The organism is Bacillus methanolicus, assembly GCF_028888695.1.
Taxonomy (GTDB): Bacteria; Bacillota; Bacilli; order Bacillales; family Cytobacillaceae; genus Bacillus_Z; species Bacillus_Z methanolicus_B.
The window spans coordinates 13,846-38,697 of the sequence record NZ_PNFF01000001.1; the positions used below are offsets into that span (position 1 = coordinate 13,846).

The following is a 24,852-nucleotide window of genomic DNA, read 5'->3' on the forward strand; positions in this document are numbered from 1 at the left end:
AAGGTGATTGGCACGGTGTAGGTTTACCCAGTGAAATACTAAAAGACCTTCAATGTCTGAATACATAGCAGAAAATAAGGTGATTGGCACTTAAATATCGACTCATAGGATTCAGAAAGATTCCTGTCTGAATACATAGCAGAAAATAAGGTGATTGGCACTCATATTCTTCTTTACTACAATAATATTTATTTCTACCCGTCTGAATACATAGCAGAAAATAAGGTGATTGGCACATAATATCAAAAATTTCCTGAGCATCTAAATCAAGAGTCTGAATACATAGCAGAAAATAAGGTGATTGGCACTTTCTTTTAACGATTTGTTTTGATCAATAATATCTTGTCTGAATACATAGCAGAAAATAAGGTGATTGGCACACAAATTAATGGAATTAGAGCAGATGAATCAACTGTCTGAATACATAGCAGAAAATAAGGTGATTGGCACAACACTCAATTGCAAGCGTTAGAAAGCACCATTGTAGGTCTGAATACATAGCAGAAAATAAGGTGATTGGCACTCTCAGATATCCAATTGAAAGGAGTTTGCTCTGCACTGTGTCTGAATACATAGCAGAAAATAAGGTGATTGGCACCAAAGGAGGCGGTGGTGATGTGATGTGCCAAATTGGTCTGAATACATAGCAGAAAATAAGGTGATTGGCACCGGAAATAGATATTTTTTAGCTTGACATCTACTTGACGTCTGAATACATAGCAGAAAATAAGGTGATTGGCACTTTTGATGACTTGACAAGAGAAGAACGTATTCAGAGTCTGAATACATAGCAGAAAATAAGGTGATTGGCACATTTTTGAGCCAATACCCCTTGCATAAGCAGGTATTAAGTCTGAATACATAGCAGAAAATAAGGTGATTGGCACCTCTACTTTCAGTTAATTCTTTGGGATAATCATTTAGTCTGAATACATAGCAGAAAATAAGGTGATTGGCACAATGTTTAGTGTCACTTTAATACTGTGAAATTGTTGTCTGAATACATAGCAGAAAATAAGGTGATTGGCACAAAAAAATTGCGGACGAGCTGTTGCGAATCGGTATCGTCTGAATACATAGCAGAAAATAAGGTGATTGGCACGCATTATCTGCGGCTGTATTTGCATTATCCGCCGCATTGTCTGAATACATAGCAGAAAATAAGGTGATTGGCACCTTTACTTTTTTGAGGTTTCTCCAACTTCTCCAATGAATGTCTGAATACATAGCAGAAAATAAGGTGATTGGCACTCTGAAAAAGTGAAAGAAAGATATAAACGTATGTTTAGGTCTGAATACATAGCAGAAAATAAGGTGATTGGCACCTTTCTGTTTCTGTTGATAAAGATTGTTTTCAAAATGTCTGAATACATAGCAGAAAATAAGGTGATTGGCACGTCAAGTTCCTTAATGGTTTCTATCATAAGATTTAAGTCTGAATACATAGCAGAAAATAAGGTGATTGGCACCCTTCGGTTGATTTCAACCCCTGTCCGTGCTTTGTGTCTGAATACATAGCAGAAAATAAGGTGATTGGCACCAGTCATCGATCAGGGAAGGAAGGTCAAGAGAAACACCGTCTGAATACATAGCAGAAAATAAGGTGATTGGCACATTTAGATGGCTTTGATGATGAAACAAAAATTGAGGGTCTGAATACATAGCAGAAAATAAGGTGATTGGCACATCTAGATTCACTGATTCTCACCTTTAATTCTTCGTCTGAATACATAGCAGAAAATAAGGTGATTGGCACTTTGGTTGCTTAATCCCTTTTCATAGAGTTCATCGTCTGAATACATAGCAGAAAATAAGGTGATTGGCACATCTTCTCCTTAAAGACAAATTGATCTCGAAAGCGTCTGAATACATAGCAGAAAATAAGGTGATTGGCACTAGAAATCGAGGTGAATGAATTGAGTACTCAAAAAGTCTGAATACATAGCAGAAAATAAGGTGATTGGCACTAACAAACCAAGATGGATTTAATTGGCTGGATACTCGTCTGAATACATAGCAGAAAATAAGGTGATTGGCACTCATCAATAAAGGCAATATGAACTTTTTCTAGACCAAGTCTGAATACATAGCAGAAAATAAGGTGATTGGCACATCATGGATTGTAAAGGCGTATCCACTGATAAATAGGTCTGAATACATAGCAGAAAATAAGGTGATTGGCACGCAGTAGGTGATACTGTATGCAATCAAAATATTGTGGTCTGAATACATAGCAGAAAATAAGGTGATTGGCACCAGTTGGATTCGTTATTATTGGATTTTCTACTGGGTCTGAATACATAGCAGAAAATAAGGTGATTGGCACCATACGGATTCGATTTGAACGAAGAAGAAAAACTAGTGTCTGAATACATAGCAGAAAATAAGGTGATTGGCACTTCATAAGACAGTTTGTCGATCGGTACTTGATCTTGTGTCTGAATACATAGCAGAAAATAAGGTGATTGGCACTATAAAAAGTTGATTTTATTTATATTATATGGTATGTCTGAATACATAGCAGAAAATAAGGTGATTGGCACATAGCTGATAATGTTTTACCCGAACCTGCTTGACCAGGTCTGAATACATAGCAGAAAATAAGGTGATTGGCACAAAACGCCCCCATTTCTATTACCTATTCTTGTTTCTGTCTGAATACATAGCAGAAAATAAGGTGATTGGCACCAAAAAAATTTTTTCACGAAAAATATCCTTTCGTGGAGTCTGAATACATAGCAGAAAATAAGGTGATTGGCACAGGAATTGTCAGCAGAACTTGAATTATTGAAACAAGGTCTGAATACATAGCAGAAAATAAGGTGATTGGCACGAAATATGAAACGAACAGACACCATGTGTGACCGTCAAGTGAAATATTACAATTTCCGATAATTAATTTTTTACACTTTTAATTAAATATAGAGGATCTATGTTTCATTCTATAACTATCTTCATTTAGGTGAATAATTTCAGCTTTATGAAGAATTCTATCTAAGATGGCAGTGGTAATCGCTGGATCACCTAATAATTCCCCCCATTCCTTTGGCGCTTTATTAGATGTTAGTATAATAGACGACTTATTATATAAATCGTTAATTAGGTGGAAGAATAAGTTAGCTTCATGTTGGTCCATGGCCATAAACATAAGATCATCTATAATAATCAAATCTGCACTTCGGATTCTTTTTATTTTTGTTTGAGATTTACGTGAAATTTCTTCTGTTTTCAATGTATGTATCAGCTCTCCCATTGTAATAAACATCACTTTATAGCCTTGATTTATAGCTACAAATCCTAAACCCACCGCCAAGTGGGTCTTTCCGACACCTGGCGGTCCAAGGAAAATGATGTTATACAATTGTTCAATCCATGTTAATTCCTTAAGTTGATTCAATTGCTTCCTGCTTAATGATTGTTGCTCCTCTAAATTAAATTCATCTATTGTTCTTTGAAACGGAAAATTTGCCCACTTTAGTCGCTTTTCTAACTGCTTTTCTTCCCTTCTTTTTTGCTCGTATTCTAAAATGCAATTAAGAAAAGTGAGATATGAGGAATCGTTCGTTTCGGCTTCTTTAACTAAAGTTGGCAAATAATGAGCCGTTTCCTTCAAACGAAGAGCTTTTAAAAGCTCTTGTGATTTTGATAATGAGTTCATTTTTGCCCCTCCAATACAGATATGTATTTATTCACATCACGTTTTTGCGTATTGATTTGGTTGATTTGATTTTTACGTTCCACAACTGGTATTACCACTTGTTCCTTATCCTTACTGCTGCTGTTTATTTGTTTTTGTTGTTGAAGGTACTGAGCCATATCGGTAAAGTCGGTTGCTGTATAAAGCTTTTTATTCATGCATTCCTCCAAAGCTTTATCCACTACGGACTGCTTTATTAATCGGATTTGCTTCAAAATAATTTGTAATTGGTCCCGTATATAACGAGGTTTCTTTTTTCGAATTTCTTGTAAATAGGATTTGGCAAGTTCAGAATTTGTGAAATAACGTGAGACCGTTTCAATATAAGCATCAATACCTTTTGTTCGGTCTCGTGTATGCTGACGATCTTGGATTAATTGTCCTTTGCCAGGGAATATTTTATGTTTAGCTATCAAAGGACCGTCTGCTTTTTCATAAATAAACAAGTATCCATCAGATTCAGTTATATAAACTTCTTTTTGTTTGTTATATGTCCCAAGAGGGACTGAATAACGATTTGATTGATATCGTATAGTGTTGTCTTTACGAACAGCCCTTGTTATACTGGAGTAAGGATTTAAGTTAGATAATTTGTTGAGGACTGGTCTTAAGTATTGCTTTTCTTTCTGAAATACTTCGACTGGTCTTTTTTTCGTTGTATTGTGTATTTTATAATTACCAGTGCGGTTCAGCCATTCCCAGCCCGCCTCATTCCATTCATCAATATTTGTGAATTCCCGATGTTTAGCAAAGTTATGTTTGATATATCCTACAACATTTTCAATTTTCCCTTTGCTTTCCGGATCAGCTTTACGGCAAACTCTCAATTTTAATTTTCTTTCTTGTCGATAGGATTCAAACTCCTTTGTTAATATGAGATCTCCACCATTTTCACTAACAAGTATTAATGAATCCTGGTCATAAACAATTTCACGAGGGATGCCCCCAAACCATTGAAATGCATTTTCGTGACAACGTATGACATCACGAGTAGTAAAAGGTCGATCTAACCATTCCATATATTTATATCGTGAATGGGAAAGTACAAACGCTATAAAATATAGTTTTACTTTTTTCTTCCCTCGCGTATATTGATGAGTCTCCCCAAAATCAACTTGGACTTGTTCTCCCATTTCTACTTCTGGAACAGCTTCATAAGATCTGGGGAGTGTTTCCTTTGTAATTCCGTAATGAATCCTCAGTTCACGAACATAGGACCTAACGGTACCTTCGGAAACTTCCAAACTTGAATATCTTTCCTTTAACCAATCTTCCACTTGGGCAGCTGACATGTCAGGATGCTCATTAAGCCAAGTTAATATTTGGCTTTTATAAGGATCTAACTTTTTAGATCTTGTATTAGTAGAGTCAATCCATTCAACCATCTCCTTAGGGTTTTGATTAAGATACCGGTACAGTGTGGGCCTGGAGATTCCTAACTTCTTAGCCACTTTAGCCTTACTGAACCCCAATTCCAATAATTGTCGTATCTCTACATACACTTCAAACTTGTCCACCTTTCAAATCCTCCATCACCGTTAATATCTCGACAATAAAAATACTAACAGCGATAGAAAACTATTTTAATAGTTTGAACATGAAATGTGTAAAATTTTATTTATCGGAAACTGTCAATTATATTTTATCGGTTACACCATGGCCATAAATGTCTGAATACATAGCAGAAAATAAGGTGATTGGCACCGATAAAAATGGCAATGTATTTGCTGAACGTACAGAGTCTGAATACATAGCAGAAAATAAGGTGATTGGCACCTTTTTCGAGCAAACGGGAAATGAATATTTGGCGTTGTCTGAATACATAGCAGAAAATAAGGTGATTGGCACGAAGAATAGTGAAGTATAAAAAAGCGCCCATGCGGTGGTCTGAATACATAGCAGAAAATAAGGTGATTGGCACCAACAACATTATTGATGGGTGGTCTTGTAGGTTATGTCTGAATACATAGCAGAAAATAAGGTGATTGGCACGTAACAATATTTGGTCTGCTCGCTTTTTAGAGAATAGTCTGAATACATAGCAGAAAATAAGGTGATTGGCACGAAAAAATAGCCGTAGAAGCTGTTGTTCGGCAATACGCGTCTGAATACATAGCAGAAAATAAGGTGATTGGCACGTTTTTTGAGTAATAAACCAAGTGATGTCTGAAAAGGTCTGAATACATAGCAGAAAATAAGGTGATTGGCACACCGTCAAAAGCACCAAATTCCTTTAAGTTCACGGTTTGTCTGAATACATAGCAGAAAATAAGGTGATTGGCACATTACGACAATAACGGAAATAAACACATCGTAAAGTCTGAATACATAGCAGAAAATAAGATGGTCGGCACTGACTCCAAAAATTGCAAAATCCCTTTTAGGGTCATTTTTCCTTTAAATTAATAGTTTTTTCTATTAAATTTCTGTGTTAACGCTCTAGAAATTTTTAAAAAATGTTCACAGAGAAACATCGAAAATAGCGATAAAATAATACTTAGGGCTCTTATTTGTGAATTATTTCACAAATATCCCTTCTTTAGATATAATAATAATGTAACTCGTCAAAAGTACTAGGTGAGGCGAAATATAATGAATGAACTATCTTTCAGTGCTTTGATCATTCGATTCCTTTTAGGAGGATCAGCAGTACTGATTTCAACAATTATAGCCCGAAAACTAGGGGATAAAGCAGGTGGTATTTTTGCGGCGTTTCCGGCGGTCTATCTGGCTGCGTTACTAACAGTCCGTCTTGATTTTACCGGTGATGAGCTTATTGCTCACTCGGTTTTGTTATCCAAAGGAGCCATAATTGGGATGATAATAAATATTCTTGTAGCCATGATTGCAGGCTACCTGCTGCCGAAAAAGGGATGGAAACGAGGTTTAATCCATTCTATGGTTTTTTGGTTTGTTATCTCAATGGTCGTTGCCATGGTCACATCGCACTATTAAAGAAAAGGTGAGCAACTGTGGATAAAAAAGATTTAATAATCCGCTTTTTACTTGGAGGCACAGCTGTCATGCTTAGTTATTTGGTGACTATCATCTCACCATGGAAATTACTTTCCGGAATTTTTGCAGCATTTCCGGCAGTCATGTTAACAGCTGTTTTCATGATGGGCATTTCTTCAGGATCAAAAAAGGCAGCGAAAATTGCTCAAGGATCCGTTTATGGAATGATTGGCGGGGTTGTTTGCGTTGCAACTGTACTGGCTGTATTGAAAGCCAGCAACAACTGGGTTTTGAGCATCTTCGCAGGTTTGCTATTATGGCTTATTAGTTCCATATTCATTTCAACTTTAAGAGAACAAATTAAGAATTTCAGTATAAAAGAAAAAGCAGGGACCAATTAAGGTTTCCTGCTTCATCTATTTATTGCTTAATAAATTAACAATAATAGAAGGCAGGTATACTTAACGATTTTTTAAGCACTATTTCTGAATCTGGAGCGCTGGCTGACCGTTTTTAAAATAGATAACTTTCCTTGCGGTGTTAGCATTCTCCAAATCCTTACTTTGATCTTCATGTAAAATCCCTCCTCTTTGGAAAACATTCTTAGAATTCAATGTAGAATGGTGATTGGAAGTTTTTTATATATTTGTATGGGATTATAAACATTTATCCAATCACTATTTTATTACGTTTTACCGCAAATTTTTTAAATTAAAACAACAAAAAGTTCAACAAAAAATGACCATAAAAACAATAAAACCTTAACTAATTTGACGAATTTTAGTGAAAATATGCTGTCGATGCTACGTTTTTGGGGGATTGGCTTGAAAATCATATATAATGAAACTATCTAAAAACGTTGTGTTAGCGAAAAAGAAAGGAGCCAGCTACTTGTTTGAGAAAGCGCAGCAATTTTTACAGCAGTATTTCGGTTATTCGCTTTTTCGAAAAGGACAGGAACAAGCGATTCGTTATGTGTTAGAAGGTAAAAATTCTCTTTGTGTGATGCCGACGGGCGGCGGAAAATCGATGTGCTATCAAATTCCGGCTCTTGTGCTGCCAGGTACAACGATTGTCGTTTCCCCGTTGATTTCGTTGATGAAGGATCAAGTGGATGCTCTATTGCAGTTGGGGATTCCAGCGACATTTATTAACAGCTCGATCAGTTTAAGGGAAGCAAACGAGCGGATGATGGAAGCCAAACATGGCCGATACAAGCTTTTATATATTGCTCCTGAGAGGCTGGAATCCAGAGAGTTTATGGAAGATTTGCAAGGCATGAAGATACCCCTTGTTGCCGTGGATGAAGCGCACTGTATTTCCCAGTGGGGACATGATTTCCGTCCAAGCTACCGTCATATACGCAGAATGGTGGACAATTTGCAGGAAAAGCCAATTGTTCTTGCTTTAACAGCCACTGCTACGCCAAAGGTACGAGATGATATATGCGAATCTCTGGAGATTGATGGTAACAATACAGTAATGACGGGATTTGAACGGGAAAACTTATCCTTTTCAGTCATTAAAGGCCAGGACAGGCTTCTCTTTTTAAAGGATTTTCTGAAAAAGAACCATAAAGAATCGGGCATTATTTATGCGGCCACAAGGAAAATGGTTGACCAGCTATATGAAAGGCTGAAAAAAGAAAATATCAATGTCGGCCGTTATCATGCAGGCATGAGCGATATGGACAGGATGAGAGAGCAGGAGCAGTTTTTGGAGGATAAAACAACTGTCATGGTAGCTACCTCTGCTTTTGGGATGGGGATTGACAAGTCCAATATTCGTTATGTGATTCATTTCCAACTTCCTAAAAACATGGAAAGCTATTATCAGGAGGCGGGTCGTGCAGGAAGGGACGGTCTTGCCGGCGAATGCATTGTTCTTTATTCTCCGCAAGATGTACAAGTTCAACGATTTTTAATTGAACAGTCGAGTGAACGGAATCGTATATCACAGGAACTCGAAAAACTGCAGCTTATGGTGGATTATTGCCATACGGAAAATTGCTTACAGGCTTATATTTTGCAATATTTTGGCGAAAGAGAGACAAAGTCGTGCGGGCGTTGCGGGAATTGTACTGACTCCCGTGCAAGCGTGGATGTTACAAAAGAAGCACAAATGGTATTGTCATGCATCGTTCGGATGGGTCAGAAGTTTGGAAAGACGATGACAGCCCAGGTTTTAACCGGATCAAAGAACAAAAAAATTACAGAGCTCGGCTTTCATAACCTTTCCACATACGGCATTATGAAAGAAAAAAGCGCAAAAGAAGTAAGTGATTTTATCGAGTTCCTTATCTCCCAGGATTTAATTGCAGTGCAGCACGGGTCTTTCCCAACGATTTATGTTACGGAGAAAGGCCGGGATGTATTACTCGAAAAGCAAACCGTAAGCAGAAAACAAGCTGTGCAATCAAGGCATGTATCGAAAGATGATATATTGTTCGATTGCTTGAGAACTGTTAGAAGAAGTATTGCAGAATCAGAAAATGTGCCTCCTTTTGTTATTTTTTCCGATGCAACCTTAAAGGATATGTGTGTGAAATTGCCTCAGTCTAGTGAAGAGTTCCTGCAGGTAAATGGGGTAGGGGAAAATAAATTGAAAAAATATGGAGAAGCTTTTATCAGTGCTATTATCGCTTATTGTGAAGAACATCCAGAGCGAATGCAGGAAAGGTCGGCAGAAAGTTTTCTGAAAAAACCGTCAAAAAAAGCGGAACGGGATTCACATCTTGTGACGTACGAAATGTTTCAGAACGGTTTCACTTTAAAGGAAATTTCTAAGAAGCGAGAGCTTGCGCTTTCGACAGTTGAGAATCATCTGCTGCACTGTGCGGAACAAGGGCTGGATGTAGACCTTGGATCCCTCATTCCCGCTGAATTCTTGCCATTAATAAAACAGGCGGTGAAGGAGGCAGGCAGCGGCAAGCTGAAACCGATCAAGGAGCTGCTCCCTGAGGAAATCACATATTTTATGATTAAAGCATTTCTGTTTCTCAATCGGAAAAGAGAAAAAGAATAAATCGAGAGGCAAAAATCCTTTATCACTTTAAAGCGATGCGGGCCTGACCCTCAATGCGTTAATGCGTTAAAGCGGTGAGGGCCAGACCCCTAGATTATAATTTTCGTATGCGAAAGTTGTCTTCGAGCAGTGTCCAGTTTTGCGGGAATGGGTAGCCGAGTACCCAGTAGCTGATTCCGCGTAATCCGTATTCCTTCACCGTATCAAATTTTGCTTGGGCGCTGCGGGCATCTTCAAACCAAACTTCATGGTTTCGCCCTTGTTCATCTACATACCGATAAAATGGAGTTTGAGATGTTTGATCATATTGAATCACAGCATTATATCGTACTGCTCGGCGAACGGCTTCCTGCATATCAAATGTTTCTGCTTCCCGTCCTTGAACATGGGGAAGAAGCCAGTCTCGAGCGTACAACTGGAAGCCCATAAAGATTTTATTTCTCGGAATGACAGATACGGCGTAATCAAGAACACGTCTGATTTGATTAAGCGGAGATATTGATTGCGGAGGACCTAATCGATATCCCCATTCGTATGTCATCAAAATGACAAAGTCGGCAATTCTTCCGTGAGCAGCATAATCGTGAGCTTCATATAAAAGCCCTGTCTGTTCGGAGCTTGTTTTTGGTGCAAGTGCAGTGGAAACGAAATAGCCTTCTGGATGCAGACGATCAACTGCACGCTGCAAAAACTGATTATACCGCTCTCGATCCGCTGGAAAAACATTCTCAAAATCAATGTTTAATCCGCGGTATCCTTTCTCTCTCATCGTGTTTAAAACATTCGTTAATAACCGATTTTGCAGTTCTGTACTTGAAAGAATTGTACTTGCCAGTCGTGACCCGGGATTTCTAGCTGTAAAATTGGTGATAGACATCATTGGAACAATTCGATCAGCTCGGGCAGCTTGAATGATCGGTTCGTCATTAATCGAATCTATGCTGCCGTCTGCTCTCATCGTGTAAACAAAAGGGGTTACGTACGTTAAATGTTCACCAACCTCACGAACATCTCTTGCTCCTTCTTCTCCATAGTTGATCGTATATGCATTTACGTCAATGACTGGTTTCGCAAAAGGAATCGTTAACACCATTCCCGGTGTAATAAGATTAGGATTTTGAATTTGATTTGTTCTCATCAATTCTTGAACAGTTGTACCATAACGTCGAGCAATTTGCTCTAAGCTTTCTCCGGGTTGAACGGTATGCGTCCGAGCCGGGATGTATAAAATCATTCCTGGATTGATGGCCGAAGGGTTAGTGATTCGATTAGCTTGGATTATAGCTTCGGACGAAACGCCGTAACTTTGCGCAATCCCCCATAATGTTTCACCGGCCTGAACTCTGTGTTGACGAGCAGCAACAGGAATGATAATTGCTTGACCGATTACTAGGCGGTCAGCATTGGGCAGTTCATTAGCAGCGATAATTTGTGAAATACTCACACCGTAACGATTCGCTAATTGCCATAACGTCTCCCCTCTTTGAATAACATGAATAATCATAAGTACCTCCTTGAAAATAGGTCATATGACTAATGTATGCGGCTAATGTTCAGAAGGAAACATTTGAGCAAAAAATTCCCGGTGAAGAAAAATTGCCTTTGATCAAAAAGACAAATCTTTTTTAACAAATAAAAAAAGAAGGGTTAGAAATTTCTAACCCTTCTTTACTGATTAATTTTACGGGGAGCAATGAGAGTTTCTATCTCGAATTAAATAACTCCTTGAGCAATCATTGCATCCGCCACTTTAATAAATCCTGCGATATTGGCTCCTACAACCAAGTTTCCTGGATAGCCATATTCCTCTGCTGCTTGAACACAATTCCGGTAAATATTTTCCATAATTTGGTGTAATTTTGCATCGACTTCTTCAAATGACCATGATAGTCTCATACTGTTTTGCGACATTTCTAACGCAGATACAGCTACACCGCCGGCATTGGCTGCTTTTGCGGGAGCAAAGAGAACATCATTCTTTAGGAACACGTCAATGGCTTCAAGTGTACACGGCATGTTTGCACCTTCACCAATTGCTTTTACCCCATTTGAAACTAATAAGTTTGCAGCAGTTTCATCGATTTCGTTTTGAGTGGCGCATGGCAGGGCAATATCGCAAGGGATGGACCAGATTCCGGTGCAACCTTCATAGTACTCTGCCGTTGGATGAATTTTCACATATTCACTAATTCTTTTTCTTTCAATTTCTTTTAGTCTTTTAATGGTTTCAAGATTGATTCCGTTTTGATCATAAACAAAACCGTTAGAATCACTGCAAGCAACGACTTTTGCACCTAATTGTGCAGCTTTTTCCATTGCGTAGATTGCGACATTGCCTGATCCTGAGACGACAACCGTACTTCCTTCAAAACTAAGTCCTTTGTCTTTCAGCATCTCCTCGACAAAGTAGACGGTTCCATAGCCTGTAGCCTCTTTTCTGGCCAGACTTCCGCCGTATCTAGGGTTTTTTCCTGTCAATACGCCGGCTTCATAGTTCCCGCGGATTCGTTTATATTGTCCAAATAAGAATCCAATTTCTCTGGCACCGACCCCGATGTCACCTGCCGGAACGTCAATATCTGGTCCGATGTGCCGATATAGTTCTGTCATAAAACTTTGCGTGAATCGCATGATTTCACCGTCTGACTTCCCTTTAGGATCAAAGTCGGATCCGCCTTTGCCTCCCCCTATCGGCAGTCCTGTTAAGGAATTTTTAAAGATTTGTTCAAAACCTAAAAATTTAATGATGCTTGTGTTAACAGAAGGGTGGAATCGTAATCCGCCTTTATAAGGGCCAATAGCACTGTTATATTGTATACGGAACCCCCGGTTCACTTGTACCTTTCCATGATCGTCAACCCAAGAGACGCGAAACGTAACCATTCTTTCCGGTTCCACGATTCTTTCAAGGATGCTGTTATCCATATAATGAGGATGCTTCGTAAAAACGGGAACGAGAGAATCAAAAATTTCTTTTACACATTGAAGAAACTCATTTTCGTTTGGATTTTGCTTAATTACCTTTTCATATACTTCATCTACGTAATCTTTGGCCATCTGCAAGCCATCTTGTTTCACTTTCTGCAATGTCTCCATTTTCTATCATCATTCCTTTTCCATAATTTTTATTTACACGGTCAAAGATTCATTAAATGACGATATTTACATCATTAAATGACGAAATTTACATCATTTTATCACAATTTATATAGTTTTTCTCATGATTGTATTTTATATTTAAAAATTAATTAAAACAATATGAAAATTAGGTAAATTTATGTTAAAAGTAAATGAGTATGAAAAAAGCGGGATAATTGAATTAAGATAAATCCAATATTTAAACATTTTTTTATTGAACGCGACAGAGAAGTGATTCCATGATTCTCTGAAGAGTCTCTTCACAATTTTGGACAGATTTCACAGAAAAAATTTTCGTGTAAAAGATATAGTAACTTGTTGAAGTGTCAATCATAAAAAGAGCATTTGGGAAGTATGTAAAGAAATGCAGTTTTTTATCGTACGCGGCAATTTCGTAATTTAAATTCTTTTTTTCTTGATGAACAACAAGACCTTGTATAAAATGATGAAAGCTTATAAAAAATTTGTTACAAATTTATTAATTCTAATAATTTTCTGAAAAAGGAGGATTTTCATGAAAAAATTACGTTTCATAAGCATTTTTTTAATGTTTACACTTTTATTGGCTGCATGCGGCACTGGCAATGATAACAATGCAAATGGCAATGGCAAAGATAGCAATGAAGAAAAGGTATACAAAGTTGGAATTGATACTACTTATCCGCCATTTGAATTTAAAGAGGGAAACGAATATAAAGGAATTGACATTGATTTAATTAATGCAATAGCAGAAAACCAAGGCTTTAAAATTGAATTATCTCCAATGGATTTTGGTGGAATCATACCTGCCTTGCAAGCCGGTCAGCTTGATGTAGCTATTGCAGGCATGAGCATTACGGACGAAAGAAAAAAGATCGTAGATTTCTCTGAACCATATTTTGATGCGGGGTTAACATTAGTTGTTAAGAAAGACAATAAAGAAATTAGTTCCGTTGATGACCTAAAGGGTAAAACAGTTGCCGTTAAAAAAGGAACGACTGGTGCAACTTTTGCACAAGAAAAAGCAAATGAGATCGGCTTTAAAGTTGTTCAATTTAATGATAGCCCTTCCATGTTCCAGGAAGTGGCAAACGGAAATGCAGATGTTCTTATTGAAGATTATCCTGTCATTGCATACGCAATTGCCCAAAAAGATCTTGGCTTAAAAATCGTTGGTGATCGCCTCAATGGGGACCAATACGGAATTGCTGTATTAAAAGGAAAAAATCAAGATCTGTTAGAAAAAATTAATAAAGGTCTTGCAGAACTTAAAGAAAATGGAAAATACGATGAAATATTAAATAAATATCTGAAGGAATAAGCCATAATAACAAAAGAAAGGCGCGCAGCTGGCGCGCTTTCTTTTTGAAAGGAGATGAATAAATGGAAATTATTACTGCGGCCTTTCCTTATTTATTGAAAGGTCTCCAAGTAACCCTCCATATTTTCGTTATCGCGATTATTTTAGGTTTTATAATCGGATTAGTTGTCGCATTGTTCCGATTAGCGCCGATAAAAATCTTAAATTGGTTTGGAAAAATATATATTGATGCCATCCGGGGAACACCATTCCTCGTTCAATTATATTTTATTTATTTTGGTATAAATTCATTGGATTGGATTTCATTTAATAATACAACAGCAGGTATCATAACGGTTGCGATTAATGCAGGGGCATATTTTTCTGAGATTATCCGAGCCGGTATCCAGTCAATTGATAAAGGACAAACGGAGGCAGCGCGATCGCTCGGTCTGTCAGCAGTCCAGAATATGCGTTTTATCATTCTTCCTCAAGCCTTTCGAAGAATGCTACCTACGATTACGAACCAATCAATCATTAGCTTAAAAGATACTTCCCTTCTTTCCATTATTGGAATTGCAGACTTGACGCAACAGGGGCAAATTCAAACTGCGGCTACATTTGAAGCATTTAAAATTTGGCTGACAGTTGGTGTTATGTATTTCGTTATTATTTATTTACTATCTTTACTCTCTAATTTCCTTGAACGGAGGTTTGTACTGCGATGAGCATCATTCAAGTAAAAAACTTAAAAAAATCTTTTGGAAATCTAGAGGTATTAAAAGATATTAATACGGAAATTAAGGAAAAAGAGGTTGTTTGTGTCATCGGTCCGTCCGGTTCAGGAAAAAGTACATTCCTTCGTTGCTTAAATCGACTTGAGGAAATAACAGGCGGCCATGTAATCGTGAATGGTCACGACATTACCGATCCGAAGATAGACATTAACAAAGTGAGGCAAGAGGTCGGGATGGTATTCCAGCAATTCAATCTTTTTCCTCATAAAACAGTTTTAGAAAATATTACGCTCGCACCTATAAAAGTGAAGAAAATGTCAAAAGAAGAGGCAGAAAAAAAGGCGCTTGAGCTGCTCGATAAAGTTGGATTGCGCGAAAAAGCACAAAGCTATCCCGGAGAATTATCCGGCGGACAAAAACAGCGGGTGGCTATTGCGAGAGCGTTAGCCATGAATCCAAAAATCATGCTTTTTGATGAACCAACTTCAGCACTTGATCCGGAAATGGTCGGGGATGTATTGGAAGTAATGAAACAGTTAGCAAAAGAAGGAATGACAATGGTTGTTGTTACCCACGAAATGGGATTCGCCCGCGAAGTAGGCGATCGCGTCCTTTTTATGGACGGCGGATATATTGTCGAAGAAAATGAACCGAGAGAACTATTCAGCAATCCGCGGCATGAACGAACTAAAGCATTTTTAAGCAAAGTACTTTAAAAACGAGGGATTTATCCTCGTTTTTTTTAATATCATGTGATAGATTATCAAAAAAATGTGGCATTTGCGGAGGGCATCTTTTTATGTTTCTGCTGAATGGAAGGACTTTCTGCGAGGGGGAAATGACGGTATATTTACACATTGAATAAACATAAGAAACGAGAGGAGAGAACAGCGGTATGAAAAAGCAAGGATTGACGAAAGGGATGTATATAAACGGACAGCAGATTTTAATGGAAGATTCTTTCATGGTTCAAAATCCGGCTACTTTTGAATCTGTAGGATATGTTCCGAACGGGACTGCAAAAGAAGCAAAGCTTGTTGTCGATGCTGCACATGAAGCTTTTCTTACATGGTCTAAAACAACTGCTTACGAGCGAGCGGATTTATTGGAAAAATGGTATCAAATAATTCAAGATCGGTTAGATGAGTTAGCTTTCATTATGACACTAGAGCAGGGAAAACCATTGTCAGAAGCAAAAGGTGAAATGAAATATGCCAACAGCTTTGTTAAATGGTTTGCAGAAGAAGCGAAACGAATTTATGGAGAAACAATCCCGGCTTCAGTTGGTTCCAAGAGAATTTTAGTTCAAAAACAACCCGTTGGGGTCGTTGCTGCCATAACACCTTGGAACTTTCCGGCGGCGATGATCACTCGGAAAGTAGCTCCGGCTCTTGCTGCAGGTTGTACAGTCGTAATAAAACCGGCTAAACAAACACCGCTTACAGCACTCTTACTAGCAGAATGTGCTCATGAAGCGGGGGTTCCGGCAGGAGTTATTAATGTCGTAACCACTCAAAATCCAACGGAAGTGGTAGATGTTTGGATGGAAGATCCACGTGTAAAGAAAGTTACGTTCACCGGTTCTACTCCAATCGGAAAATTATTAATGAAGAAAGCCGCAGATACTGTAAAAAAAGTATCTCTTGAACTTGGCGGTCTCGCACCTTTTATCGTCGCAGAAGATGCTGATATTAAAGAAGCTGTGAAGGGTGTTGTACAATCAAAATTCAGGAATGCCGGCCAAACATGCATTTGTGCCAATCGGATTTTTGTACATGAGTCAATTAAGGAAACTTTCTTATCAGCGTTTCAAGAAGCTGTATTATCACTTCGAGTAGGCAATGGCCTTGATGAGAACGTCGACATCGGTCCGCTAATTGACGAAGAGGCAGTCAAGAAAGTCAAACACCAATTAGAAGATGCTGTAGCAAAAGGAGCTATTCTCCATGAAGGACCTTCAGCAAACATGGACAAAGGGTATTTTATAGAGCCGGTTGTGATCTCTGATGTAACAGATGATATGTTATGTATGCAGGAAGAGACATTTGGACCAATCGCACCGGTCAGCACATATTCAGACGATAAAGAAGTCATTCAACGAGCGAATAACACTCCTTATGGGTTGGCTGCCTATGTTTACACCCAATCTTTACAAAAGGCTGTTTTATTTTCTGAAAATCTGGAATACGGCATTGTGGGAATTAATGATGGCGCCCCATCTGTTGCTCAGGCTCCTTTTGGCGGAATGAAAGAAAGTGGACTCGGAAGAGAAGGAAGCCACTATGGGTTAGATGAATTCCTCGAAATTAAATATATTTCTCTTCAACTAATTTGATCTAGTTTTACTCGTAAGAAAAAACGCTTAACCTAATGTTAACGGGGTTAAGCGTTTTTTCTCTATTTACGGCAATTAAAGAGGCTTGGGTCAGGCTCCAATCTCCTTTATCCCTTCAGGTGTCTGTTCAACTGTATGTTCAATCCTGGTTGGCAATTCAATATTTACTTCTGTTCCTTTATTCTTTTCGCTATTAAATTGTATCGTTCCATTGTGCGATTGGACAATCTTATAGCTTACGGTTAGGCCAAGGCCGGTTCCTTTTTCTTTTGAAGAATAAAAAGGTTCTCCGACTTTTTTCAACCGTTCCTTTGATATGCCGCATCCATAATCTTTTACTGTAATCGAAACTTTTTCATTTTCTTTCTTGTTCAAGAAAACGGATACGCTGCCACCGCATGTTGATGCTTCTATTGCATTTTTGATGATATTAATAAATAATTGCTTTAATTGGTTAGGCTCACATTCAATCATATACTCATTGTCCTGAAGAACAAAATCAATTTCAACGTTGTGCAGGGCTGCTTCTGTTTTTAGCAATGAAATTACGTCGAACAAAATATTTCGGAGATCAGCTTTTGTAAATTTTATTTGCTGCGGCTTCGCCAAAAGCAAGAGCTCACCGACGATATGATTAATACGATTCAATTCGTCGAGCATAATTTGATAATAATATCGATGTTTTTCATCTTCCATTTGAAGAAGCTGTACAAAGCCTTTTAAAGATGTTAGAGGATTTCTGATTTCGTGGGCTACAATGGCGGACAATTCGCCCACAACAGAGAGCTTTTCTGCTCTTCTCAGCCGCTCCTCTGTTTTCCTTATTTCGGTAATATCTTTTCCATATCCAATGATTCCGGCAATTTTCCCGTTAACAATGGTTGGAAGCGCCGTGCATTGCAGGGTAATGGATTCTCCGTTTTTATGGAGGACATTAAGTTCAAATATTTGCGGTTTCTTATCGGAAATAACATTTGAAATCAATTTTAATATTTGTTCTTTTTGGTCATCAGGCAATAAGTTTTTTACATTTTTTCCAATGAATTCATCTGAGTCAAAACCTGTGACCGCCTTAAATTGAGGGTTTAAATTTGTTATAATCCCATCCAGATCAATCATGTAAACAATATTAGGATTGTACTCAAATAAAGATTTGTATTGTTGCTGGCTTTCCTCCAGCAATTTTTCTACATGTTTTCTCTCGGTTATATCTCTTCCTATAATAACTAATCCTTTTCGGCTTCCATCAGAATGGAAAAGAGGAACTTTAATCGTGTCAAAAGTTTTTACTGTGCCGTCCGGCAAAGGAATCATTTCTTCAATTCGTGTAATATCCCTGTTTTCCCACGCCTTCTCATCCGATACTTCACAGAATCTGAGAGCATCCGCGTAAAACTCTGTATACTCTGCTAATTCAGAGTCTTTTTTTCCTTTATAATCGACATTTTCCAGCTGAAACAACTTTAATCCGAATTCATTGGCTTCAATCCATCTGCCTTCGCCATCTTTGAAATTAACAAAGTCAACCATCGAATTGATTAGCGTTGAAAGACGCTTTTCTTCTTCTTTTGAAGCGTTCAATTCTTCTTTCTTGTTTATGAAAAAAAAGAACAGCCACCCGGTCACTAAAACATAAAAGACCTCTTTAGCCCGTTCAAGAAAATGAATCAAAGGGGATGGTTCAAACTGATAAAAAAGATAGTTTGTTCCAAAAATCCAAAAAATGCTAACGATGATGTATATATATAATAGCTTTTTCTTGTTCATTTTTACCCCCTGTTCATGAAAAAATAAAAACAGTTTCTCTTTATGAATCAAACATAATTATAGTATCATTCGTTAACGATTACTGTTAATATAATGTCTTTCTTTTTATAGTAGCACAGAATGAGGGAAAGATTACAGTGAAATTCGAACATTTAGAGGAAGGGTATGGAAAAGGATTGAAAGATAAAGGAAAAAATAGTTTAATATAGTAAAATTGCCTTAATAAATATATGAATAAAAATACATGTTTTTCGGAGTGCTTAAGAATGAAGAAAAAAATATGGATGGGGGGAATTGGTTTCGTTCTGATTCTTTCCATTATGATTTTCCTTGACTTCCAAAAAGTGAAAAAAGAGGGAAAGCCTCCCCTGCCAACAGTAAGGGTTGGAAAAGAGATCATTGATGCCTCTCTTAAATCTTACTCATGGAAAGGTAACAATGGGACTGAGAAAGAAAGTAAAGATCATTCTCTTCCGGCAGTAGATCCTTTAGCTGAACTCACTGTGACTTTCAAAAAAGGTGAGGAGCCTGATCACATTATTATTCAAACACCTCAAACAAATCCTCCGGAAGTCTATCGGGAACCGGTCGAATCCAATCAATATACTCTTCCTAACTATCCGGGTTCTCATACTCTCGAAATAATCGCGGAATGGAAGGGAAAAGGGAAAGCAAAATATATTGCAGAGCTTGTGATTAAAGAAAAAGTGTCCTACCAGCGATTGCTGGCATCAGAAAAAGGTTTTTATTCTCTGTTTGTTCTCGAACCGGTGGGTTCTCAGTCATCTTTGGAAATTCCGCCCCATATAGGTCTAAATATTAACCGGATGGTAGGAACTGATGATCTAGAAAATACACAGGAACAATATCCGGAACTTGAAATTAAATCAGCTCCTACGTTCGTGCTGTTTGATCATGAGAAGGTGGTTTTAAAAACAGAAAAGCATGAAGAACTCATTCAGTTCCTTCAGTCTCATACAGGTCCATCGTATAAGGATCTATTACCAAAAAGTAAAGAAGGGCTTTCTGTTTTTGCAGTTCTAGAATCATCGGATGATAATCTGTTCAAAGAACTATCCTACGAGGAAAAATATCCTCATGTGGGTCCTGTCAATGGTATTACAGATCTTGAAACAGTTAGAATGGTATACCCGGATTTGAATATCGAGCAGATTCCGACTTACATCGTCTTTAATTACAAGGGTGAAGTTTATCGGAGCCACGATTCCAAAGACGTGCTTCAATTTCTAAAAAGCCGCGCACCTGTGAAGTGATTTGGTATGTATTTTAAGTTCGAAAAACTGATAAAGATGCCTGCAACGGACCTTGCAAAAAATTTAGCAGTGGTTTTGTTATAATGGCAAATAAAGGATAGATATCCAATGTTGGATTAGCTTTTAGGCCCAATAGTTTAAAAGATTAGTAGTTAATATATTAATTGGTGGAAAGGGAGATGGGCTTGGAAAAGAATAGTAACTGTCAAACATGCGGGGCGCCGTTAATAAGAGATTACTGGGATACTGTTGAAGAGCTCGAATCCGGAGAATATTTGGTTGATGCCTTTGAGGCAATGGTGTGCAGTAATCGGTGCGGCTATTATGAACGGATTAATTATTCAATTAAGGACGAAGAATTTGAGGTAATAGCCCAGCAAGGGGATGACCGTTTTTTGCTTCTTTATCCAAACGAACAAGGAAGAATATTAGATGCCGATCATCAGCTTATTCTTTGGCCGCCGATGAATGTCCATTCTCTTATCGGGCGCGGGTATTGGGAGGAATATACAGGGAATGTTAATGTCTATGAATTGCTAAAGAAGGCAACGAAACTGGGAGATGAAAAAATGATATATAATTTTCGTATTGATCGTTCACAGCGGGATTTTCTAAAGCGGGAACTGGTTGATAACAAAAGAATCTATCAAGGGTGGGGCCAATTTAATCTCGTTAATGACCAATTTGTTAAGGAAACAAGAAACTATTATAACCTTCGATCGACCCGTATCCCTAACAACTCTAGCGGATACGTTCAGTGAAGCTGCTTTAACTAAAGCGGCAGATTCCGGGATTAAGCTTATTAATGGCATCGAATTTTGCAGATTGCTGGCTAGCAACGCGCTGCTTAAAATGACCGATTAAATATAACATTTTTATTGGGGGCTGACTCAGAAGCAAAGGGCCAGACCCCTAATTTTGAAGCTTTTCTATAGATAAAATCCACTATGCAATGAATCAATAAGGGGTTTATTAATATCCCTTTTCATAATCCACTAAGTTAATAGTTGGAGTTTTTCCCTCGAGATAGTTTTTTAAGTTAGGGATAAAAATATCTTCGATTACCCGTTTATTATAATGTTCAGTGGAACCGGCGGTATGTGGCGTAATGATGACATTTTCCATTTCCCATAAAGGACTATTTTCACTTAATGGTTCTGTTTCAAAAACGTCCAGTCCGGCACCGGCAATTTGCCCGTCTTGTAGCGCCTGAATAAGTTCCGCTTCATTTGCAACTTCACCGCGCCCGATATTGATAAAAAATGCCGAAGGTTTCATCAGCATAAATTGCTCTTTTCCAAATAAATGGCGAGTATCTTTTGTAAGAGGCAATGTTACGACAACATAATCACATTTTGGGAGAATTTTATTGAGATGGTCTGTTGTGTACATTTCATCGACAAATTCTTCAGGCCTGCCTGAGCGGCGCACACCTAAAACAGTCATTCCAAAAGCTTTTGCAATTTTTGCTGTTTCTTTCCCGATTGCGCCTACGCCGATAATTCCGACAGTTTTTTGATGCAATTCAAGTTTAAGACCGGAATGGTGCCACGTTTTCGATTGCTGATTTCTGATATAGGTGTGAATTTTTCTCGTTAATGCTAGCATTAGAGCAAGTATGGTTTCAGAAATAGGATATGCGTGCACTCCGTTGGCGCTTGTTAGTAAGATTTTTCTTTTTGCCAATTTTTGTAACGGAAGTTCATCAACTCCCGCACTCCAGCTCTGCAGCCAGCGAAGCTGAATGTTTTCCTCAAGTAATTCCTCCATTTCTTTTTTCCAGCCGGCGATAATTTCGGCGTCTTTTAAATGATTTTGCCATACTGTACGGTCTTTTCCAATGATCAATTCCCATTCTGGTACCGTCTCTTTAATTTCTTGGGTAAGGCACTCATCAAGATTATGAGTGATCACCATTTTCCTTTTTTGCATAATATTCCTCCAACCTGCAGTATTTAATTTGCATTTTAACATATTGATGGGTAGTACCTCATCTGCATGGAGCAATTTAACACCTACTTTATGTAAATAGAGAAGTACAAAAATAATTCCATAAGATTCTAATACTAAAGATGAAGATTAGAAAGGACTGTCCTTTACCGATTTAAAGCGGAGTAGGACAGTCCCTCTAAATTAACAACATCTTGAAATTTTTCCGTCTTTACCGTTGAAGCGGGATTCCTGTGCTTCGCAGAAAAATTCTTTTCTTGATTTGATCGGTTCGCCCGGATGATGTGTTTTCATATGTTCAATGTATTTTTCATAACTTGGAACTCCAACTAACAGGCTGATGAACTGTTTTCTGTATTTCATAATTTCTTGCAGTTTCTTAAGCATATGTTCTTACATCTCCTTCGCTGCTGCGTGGTGTATAAGGTGATTCGTGCAAGGTTACCTTTTTATTGGTTAATACCTTATACCACATGCCAAAGGCTGAAATCAAAACGGTAATAACGATAATCATGAAGATCGCACAAAGGGTTGCATCTACATAGTCATTGATAAGAACTTGCTTCATTTGTGCGGCATTCGCAGCTGGTGCCAGAACTTTTCCTTCATCCATTGCCCCTTTAAATAATTTAGCATGTGATAAAAAGCTGATTTTCGGATTTTCATGGAACAGTTTTTGCCAGCCTGCTGTCATTGTCACAATTAAAATCCATGTTGTCGGAATAAGTGTGACCCATACAAATTTCTTTTTGCCCATTTTGAATAAAATAGTCGTTCCTAAAAGCAGGGCAATTCCCGCGAGCATCTGGTTGGCAATTCCGAATAGCGGCCATAAGGTGTTAATTCCGCCAAGCGGATCGATAACTCCTTGATATAAAAAGTAACCCCATCCACCGACACATAAAGCAGTGGCAATGATATTCGGAATTAGGGCTTCTGTTCTCGCAAAAGGTTTATACGCTGTTCCGATAATATCCTGAATCATAAAACGTCCGACACGTGTTCCTGCATCAACTGTTGTTAAAATAAACAAGGCTTCAAACAGAATGGCAAAATGGTACCAAAATGCCATCAAAGCTTTTCCACCGATTACTTTTGAGAAAATTACAGCCATGCCGATCGCAAGAGTAGGTGCTCCGCCGGTTCTTGACAGGATCGTTTCTTCTCCAACATCATCAGCAAGGCGTGTCAAATCATCTGGTGTGATCGTAAATCCCCAGCTGGAAACGGTCTGGGCAACCTGAACGGCATCTGTTCCAATGACGGCAGGCGGACTGTTGATTGCAAAGTAAATTCCCGGTGTAAGTACACAAGCAGCAATCATCGCCATAACGGCAACAAACGATTCAGTTAGCATCGCTCCATAGCCGATTGGCTGTGCATGTGATTCGCGCTCAATCATTTTAGGCGTTGTACCTGAGGAGATGAGGGAATGGAATCCTGATACGGCTCCACAGGCAATTGTAATAAATAAGAAAGGAAACAGGTTTCCGGAAAATACCGGACCGGTACCATCGACAAACTGTGTTACCCCCGGCATTTGCAGGTCAGGAGCTACAATCACAATTCCTAACGCAAGCGCGACGATGGTTCCCACTTTCAAAAAAGTACTTAAATAATCGCGCGGTGCAAGAAGAAGCCAAACCGGTAAAACGGAAGCAACAAATCCGTAAATCATTAACATAATGGCAATCGTTTCGCCTTTAAAAGTAAACATGCCGGCAAGAGTTGGATTTTCAGCAACATATTGTCCCAGATAGATTGAAAGAAGCAATAAGATAATTCCTATTAGAGAACCTTCCCCAACGCGGCCAGGCCGTATATAACGCATGTAAACTCCCATTAAAACGGCGATTGGAATTGTAGCTGCAATTGTAAACATTCCCCACGGGCTTCCTGCAAGTGCTTTTACGACAACTAACGCTAATACTGCTAATAAAATAATCATGATTCCTAAAATTCCAACCATGGCAATCAGTCCTGTTACCGGACCGATCTCTTCTTTAATCATTTCTCCAAGCGACTTTCCGTTTCGGCGCATGGATCCGAATAAAATGATAAAATCCTGAACAGCTCCTGCAAGAACAACTCCGACGACAATCCAGATAGTTCCCGGCAAATAACCCATTTGTGCAGCAAGAATTGGACCAACGAGCGGACCGGCCCCAGCAATCGCCGCAAAGTGATGCCCGAACAGAACCCATTTGTTAGTCGGCACATAATCTTTTCCATCATTATTAATCTCGGCAGGTGTCATTCGAGAATCATCCAGCTCGAAAACTTTTCTAGCCATAAAACGACTGTAAAAGCGGTAAGCAATTGCGTAGACAGAGACAGCAGCAGTTATCAGCCAAATCGCATTCACACTTTCCCCGCTATTTAATGCCATAACTGCAAAACCTGCTGCACCTAAAGCTGAAATTAGCCCCCAGATAATAATCGATTTTAAAGCTCTCAATTTAAATTTCCCCTTTCTATGGTTTAAACATATTATATCTAACTATTCTGAATTTTGTATATTTTTTTATTTTTGGATAATTAAAAAAATTAATTCGAAAAATTAAGGTGTCAATTTTATCATGGCAATCTCTCCTTTAGTATTTAAAATTAAAAAACCCGTCCCTACATATAGGGACGAGTTTGCGCTCGCGTTACCACCCTAATTCCGCAGCTTACAAAAATAAACTTGCGGCTCT

Annotated in this window: 17 protein-coding genes, 2 CRISPR repeat arrays and 1 other annotated feature (2 of these 20 cut by a window edge); of the genes, 9 read left to right on the forward strand and 8 right to left on the reverse strand. The window is 38.3% G+C overall.

Going from position 1 to position 24,852, the window contains the following annotated elements; all coding sequences use genetic code 11:
• Nucleotides 1-2,833: a CRISPR direct-repeat array (repeat unit 36 nt; unit sequence GTCTGAATACATAGCAGAAAATAAGGTGATTGGCAC) (it extends 601 nt beyond the left edge of the window).
• Nucleotides 2,834-2,911: 78 nt separating this feature from the next.
• Nucleotides 2,912-3,658 carry an IS21-like element helper ATPase IstB gene (gene istB, locus C0966_RS00055; protein WP_274853113.1) on the reverse strand — a complete coding sequence of 249 codons (747 nt, stop codon included), beginning with the start codon at nucleotides 3,656-3,658 and terminating at the stop codon, nucleotides 2,912-2,914.
• Nucleotides 3,655-5,214 (reverse strand): IS21 family transposase, encoded by a 1,560-nt coding sequence (istA, locus tag C0966_RS00060; RefSeq protein ID WP_274853114.1) that lies wholly within the window; start codon nucleotides 5,212-5,214, stop codon nucleotides 3,655-3,657. The genes istB and istA overlap by 4 nt, the downstream gene beginning before the upstream one ends.
• A gap of 151 nt (nucleotides 5,215-5,365) precedes the next feature.
• Nucleotides 5,366-6,051: a CRISPR direct-repeat array (repeat unit 36 nt; unit sequence GTCTGAATACATAGCAGAAAATAAGGTGATTGGCAC).
• A gap of 238 nt (nucleotides 6,052-6,289) precedes the next feature.
• Here istA and C0966_RS00065 point away from each other — a divergent pair.
• The 3 genes from C0966_RS00065 to recQ all read left to right on the forward strand — a co-directional run bounded on the left by C0966_RS00065 (nucleotide 6,290) and on the right by recQ (nucleotide 9,676).
• Complete coding sequence (locus tag C0966_RS00065; protein WP_274853115.1) at nucleotides 6,290-6,652, forward strand: DUF3147 family protein; 363 nt, start codon at nucleotides 6,290-6,292, stop codon at nucleotides 6,650-6,652.
• Between the two features lie 17 nt (nucleotides 6,653-6,669).
• The gene (locus C0966_RS00070) at nucleotides 6,670-7,053 is read left to right on the forward strand and encodes a DUF3147 family protein (protein WP_274853116.1); all 384 of its coding nucleotides are present in this window, start codon (nucleotides 6,670-6,672) and stop codon (nucleotides 7,051-7,053) included.
• A 490-nt stretch (nucleotides 7,054-7,543) separates the two neighbouring features.
• Nucleotides 7,544-9,676 carry a DNA helicase RecQ gene (gene recQ / locus C0966_RS00075; protein ID WP_274853117.1) on the forward strand — a complete coding sequence of 711 codons (2,133 nt, stop codon included), beginning with the start codon at nucleotides 7,544-7,546 and terminating at the stop codon, nucleotides 9,674-9,676.
• Nucleotides 9,677-9,770: 94 nt separating this feature from the next.
• Here the strand turns inward: recQ and C0966_RS00080 are convergent, their stop codons facing one another.
• A complete protein-coding gene (locus C0966_RS00080) occupies nucleotides 9,771-11,180 on the reverse strand; it encodes a LysM peptidoglycan-binding domain-containing protein (RefSeq protein ID WP_274853118.1) in 1,410 nt (469 codons plus the stop codon).
• Nucleotides 11,181-11,389: 209 nt separating this feature from the next.
• Nucleotides 11,390-12,772 (reverse strand): NADP-specific glutamate dehydrogenase, encoded by a 1,383-nt coding sequence (gdhA, locus tag C0966_RS00085; protein ID WP_274853119.1) that lies wholly within the window; start codon nucleotides 12,770-12,772, stop codon nucleotides 11,390-11,392.
• 556 nt (nucleotides 12,773-13,328) lie between these two features.
• Here gdhA and C0966_RS00090 point away from each other — a divergent pair.
• The 4 genes from C0966_RS00090 (at nucleotide 13,329) to C0966_RS00105 (ending at nucleotide 17,165) form a co-directional block, all read left to right on the forward strand.
• Nucleotides 13,329-14,114 (forward strand): transporter substrate-binding domain-containing protein, encoded by a 786-nt coding sequence (locus tag C0966_RS00090; RefSeq protein ID WP_274853120.1) that lies wholly within the window; start codon nucleotides 13,329-13,331, stop codon nucleotides 14,112-14,114.
• A gap of 62 nt (nucleotides 14,115-14,176) precedes the next feature.
• Nucleotides 14,177-14,821 carry an amino acid ABC transporter permease gene (locus C0966_RS00095; RefSeq protein WP_274853121.1) on the forward strand — a complete coding sequence of 215 codons (645 nt, stop codon included), beginning with the start codon at nucleotides 14,177-14,179 and terminating at the stop codon, nucleotides 14,819-14,821.
• Nucleotides 14,818-15,546, forward strand: coding sequence for an amino acid ABC transporter ATP-binding protein (locus C0966_RS00100; protein WP_274853122.1), 729 nt, complete (start codon nucleotides 14,818-14,820; stop codon nucleotides 15,544-15,546). Before C0966_RS00095 ends, C0966_RS00100 begins: the two co-directional genes overlap by 4 nt.
• A gap of 179 nt (nucleotides 15,547-15,725) precedes the next feature.
• Complete coding sequence (locus C0966_RS00105) at nucleotides 15,726-17,165, forward strand: NAD-dependent succinate-semialdehyde dehydrogenase (protein ID WP_274853123.1); 1,440 nt, start codon at nucleotides 15,726-15,728, stop codon at nucleotides 17,163-17,165.
• 90 nt (nucleotides 17,166-17,255) lie between these two features.
• Here C0966_RS00105 and C0966_RS00110 read toward each other — a convergent pair whose 3' ends face one another.
• On the reverse strand, nucleotides 17,256-18,932 hold the full coding sequence (locus tag C0966_RS00110) for a PAS domain-containing sensor histidine kinase (RefSeq protein ID WP_274853124.1): 1,677 nt from the start codon (nucleotides 18,930-18,932) through the stop codon (nucleotides 17,256-17,258).
• A gap of 266 nt (nucleotides 18,933-19,198) precedes the next feature.
• On the opposite strand from C0966_RS00110, the gene C0966_RS00115 reads away from it, so the two are divergent.
• The gene (locus C0966_RS00115; RefSeq protein ID WP_274853125.1) at nucleotides 19,199-20,206 is read left to right on the forward strand and encodes a hypothetical protein; all 1,008 of its coding nucleotides are present in this window, start codon (nucleotides 19,199-19,201) and stop codon (nucleotides 20,204-20,206) included.
• 185 nt (nucleotides 20,207-20,391) lie between these two features.
• Nucleotides 20,392-20,967: a hypothetical protein gene (locus tag C0966_RS00120; protein WP_274853126.1), complete on the forward strand. Its 576-nt coding sequence runs from the start codon at nucleotides 20,392-20,394 to the stop codon at nucleotides 20,965-20,967.
• A gap of 211 nt (nucleotides 20,968-21,178) precedes the next feature.
• Here the strand turns inward: C0966_RS00120 and C0966_RS00125 are convergent, their stop codons facing one another.
• The 3 genes from C0966_RS00125 to C0966_RS00135 form a co-directional block, all read right to left on the reverse strand.
• The gene (locus C0966_RS00125; RefSeq protein ID WP_274853127.1) at nucleotides 21,179-22,138 is read right to left on the reverse strand and encodes a D-2-hydroxyacid dehydrogenase; all 960 of its coding nucleotides are present in this window, start codon (nucleotides 22,136-22,138) and stop codon (nucleotides 21,179-21,181) included.
• A gap of 201 nt (nucleotides 22,139-22,339) precedes the next feature.
• Nucleotides 22,340-22,543 (reverse strand): YbdD/YjiX family protein, encoded by a 204-nt coding sequence (locus tag C0966_RS00130; protein ID WP_003351000.1) that lies wholly within the window; start codon nucleotides 22,541-22,543, stop codon nucleotides 22,340-22,342.
• Complete coding sequence (locus C0966_RS00135) at nucleotides 22,536-24,614, reverse strand: carbon starvation CstA family protein (protein ID WP_274853128.1); 2,079 nt, start codon at nucleotides 24,612-24,614, stop codon at nucleotides 22,536-22,538. The genes C0966_RS00130 and C0966_RS00135 overlap by 8 nt, the downstream gene beginning before the upstream one ends.
• Before the next feature lie 169 nt (nucleotides 24,615-24,783).
• Nucleotides 24,784-24,852 (reverse strand) — a binding site (T-box leader); it runs 183 nt beyond the window's last position.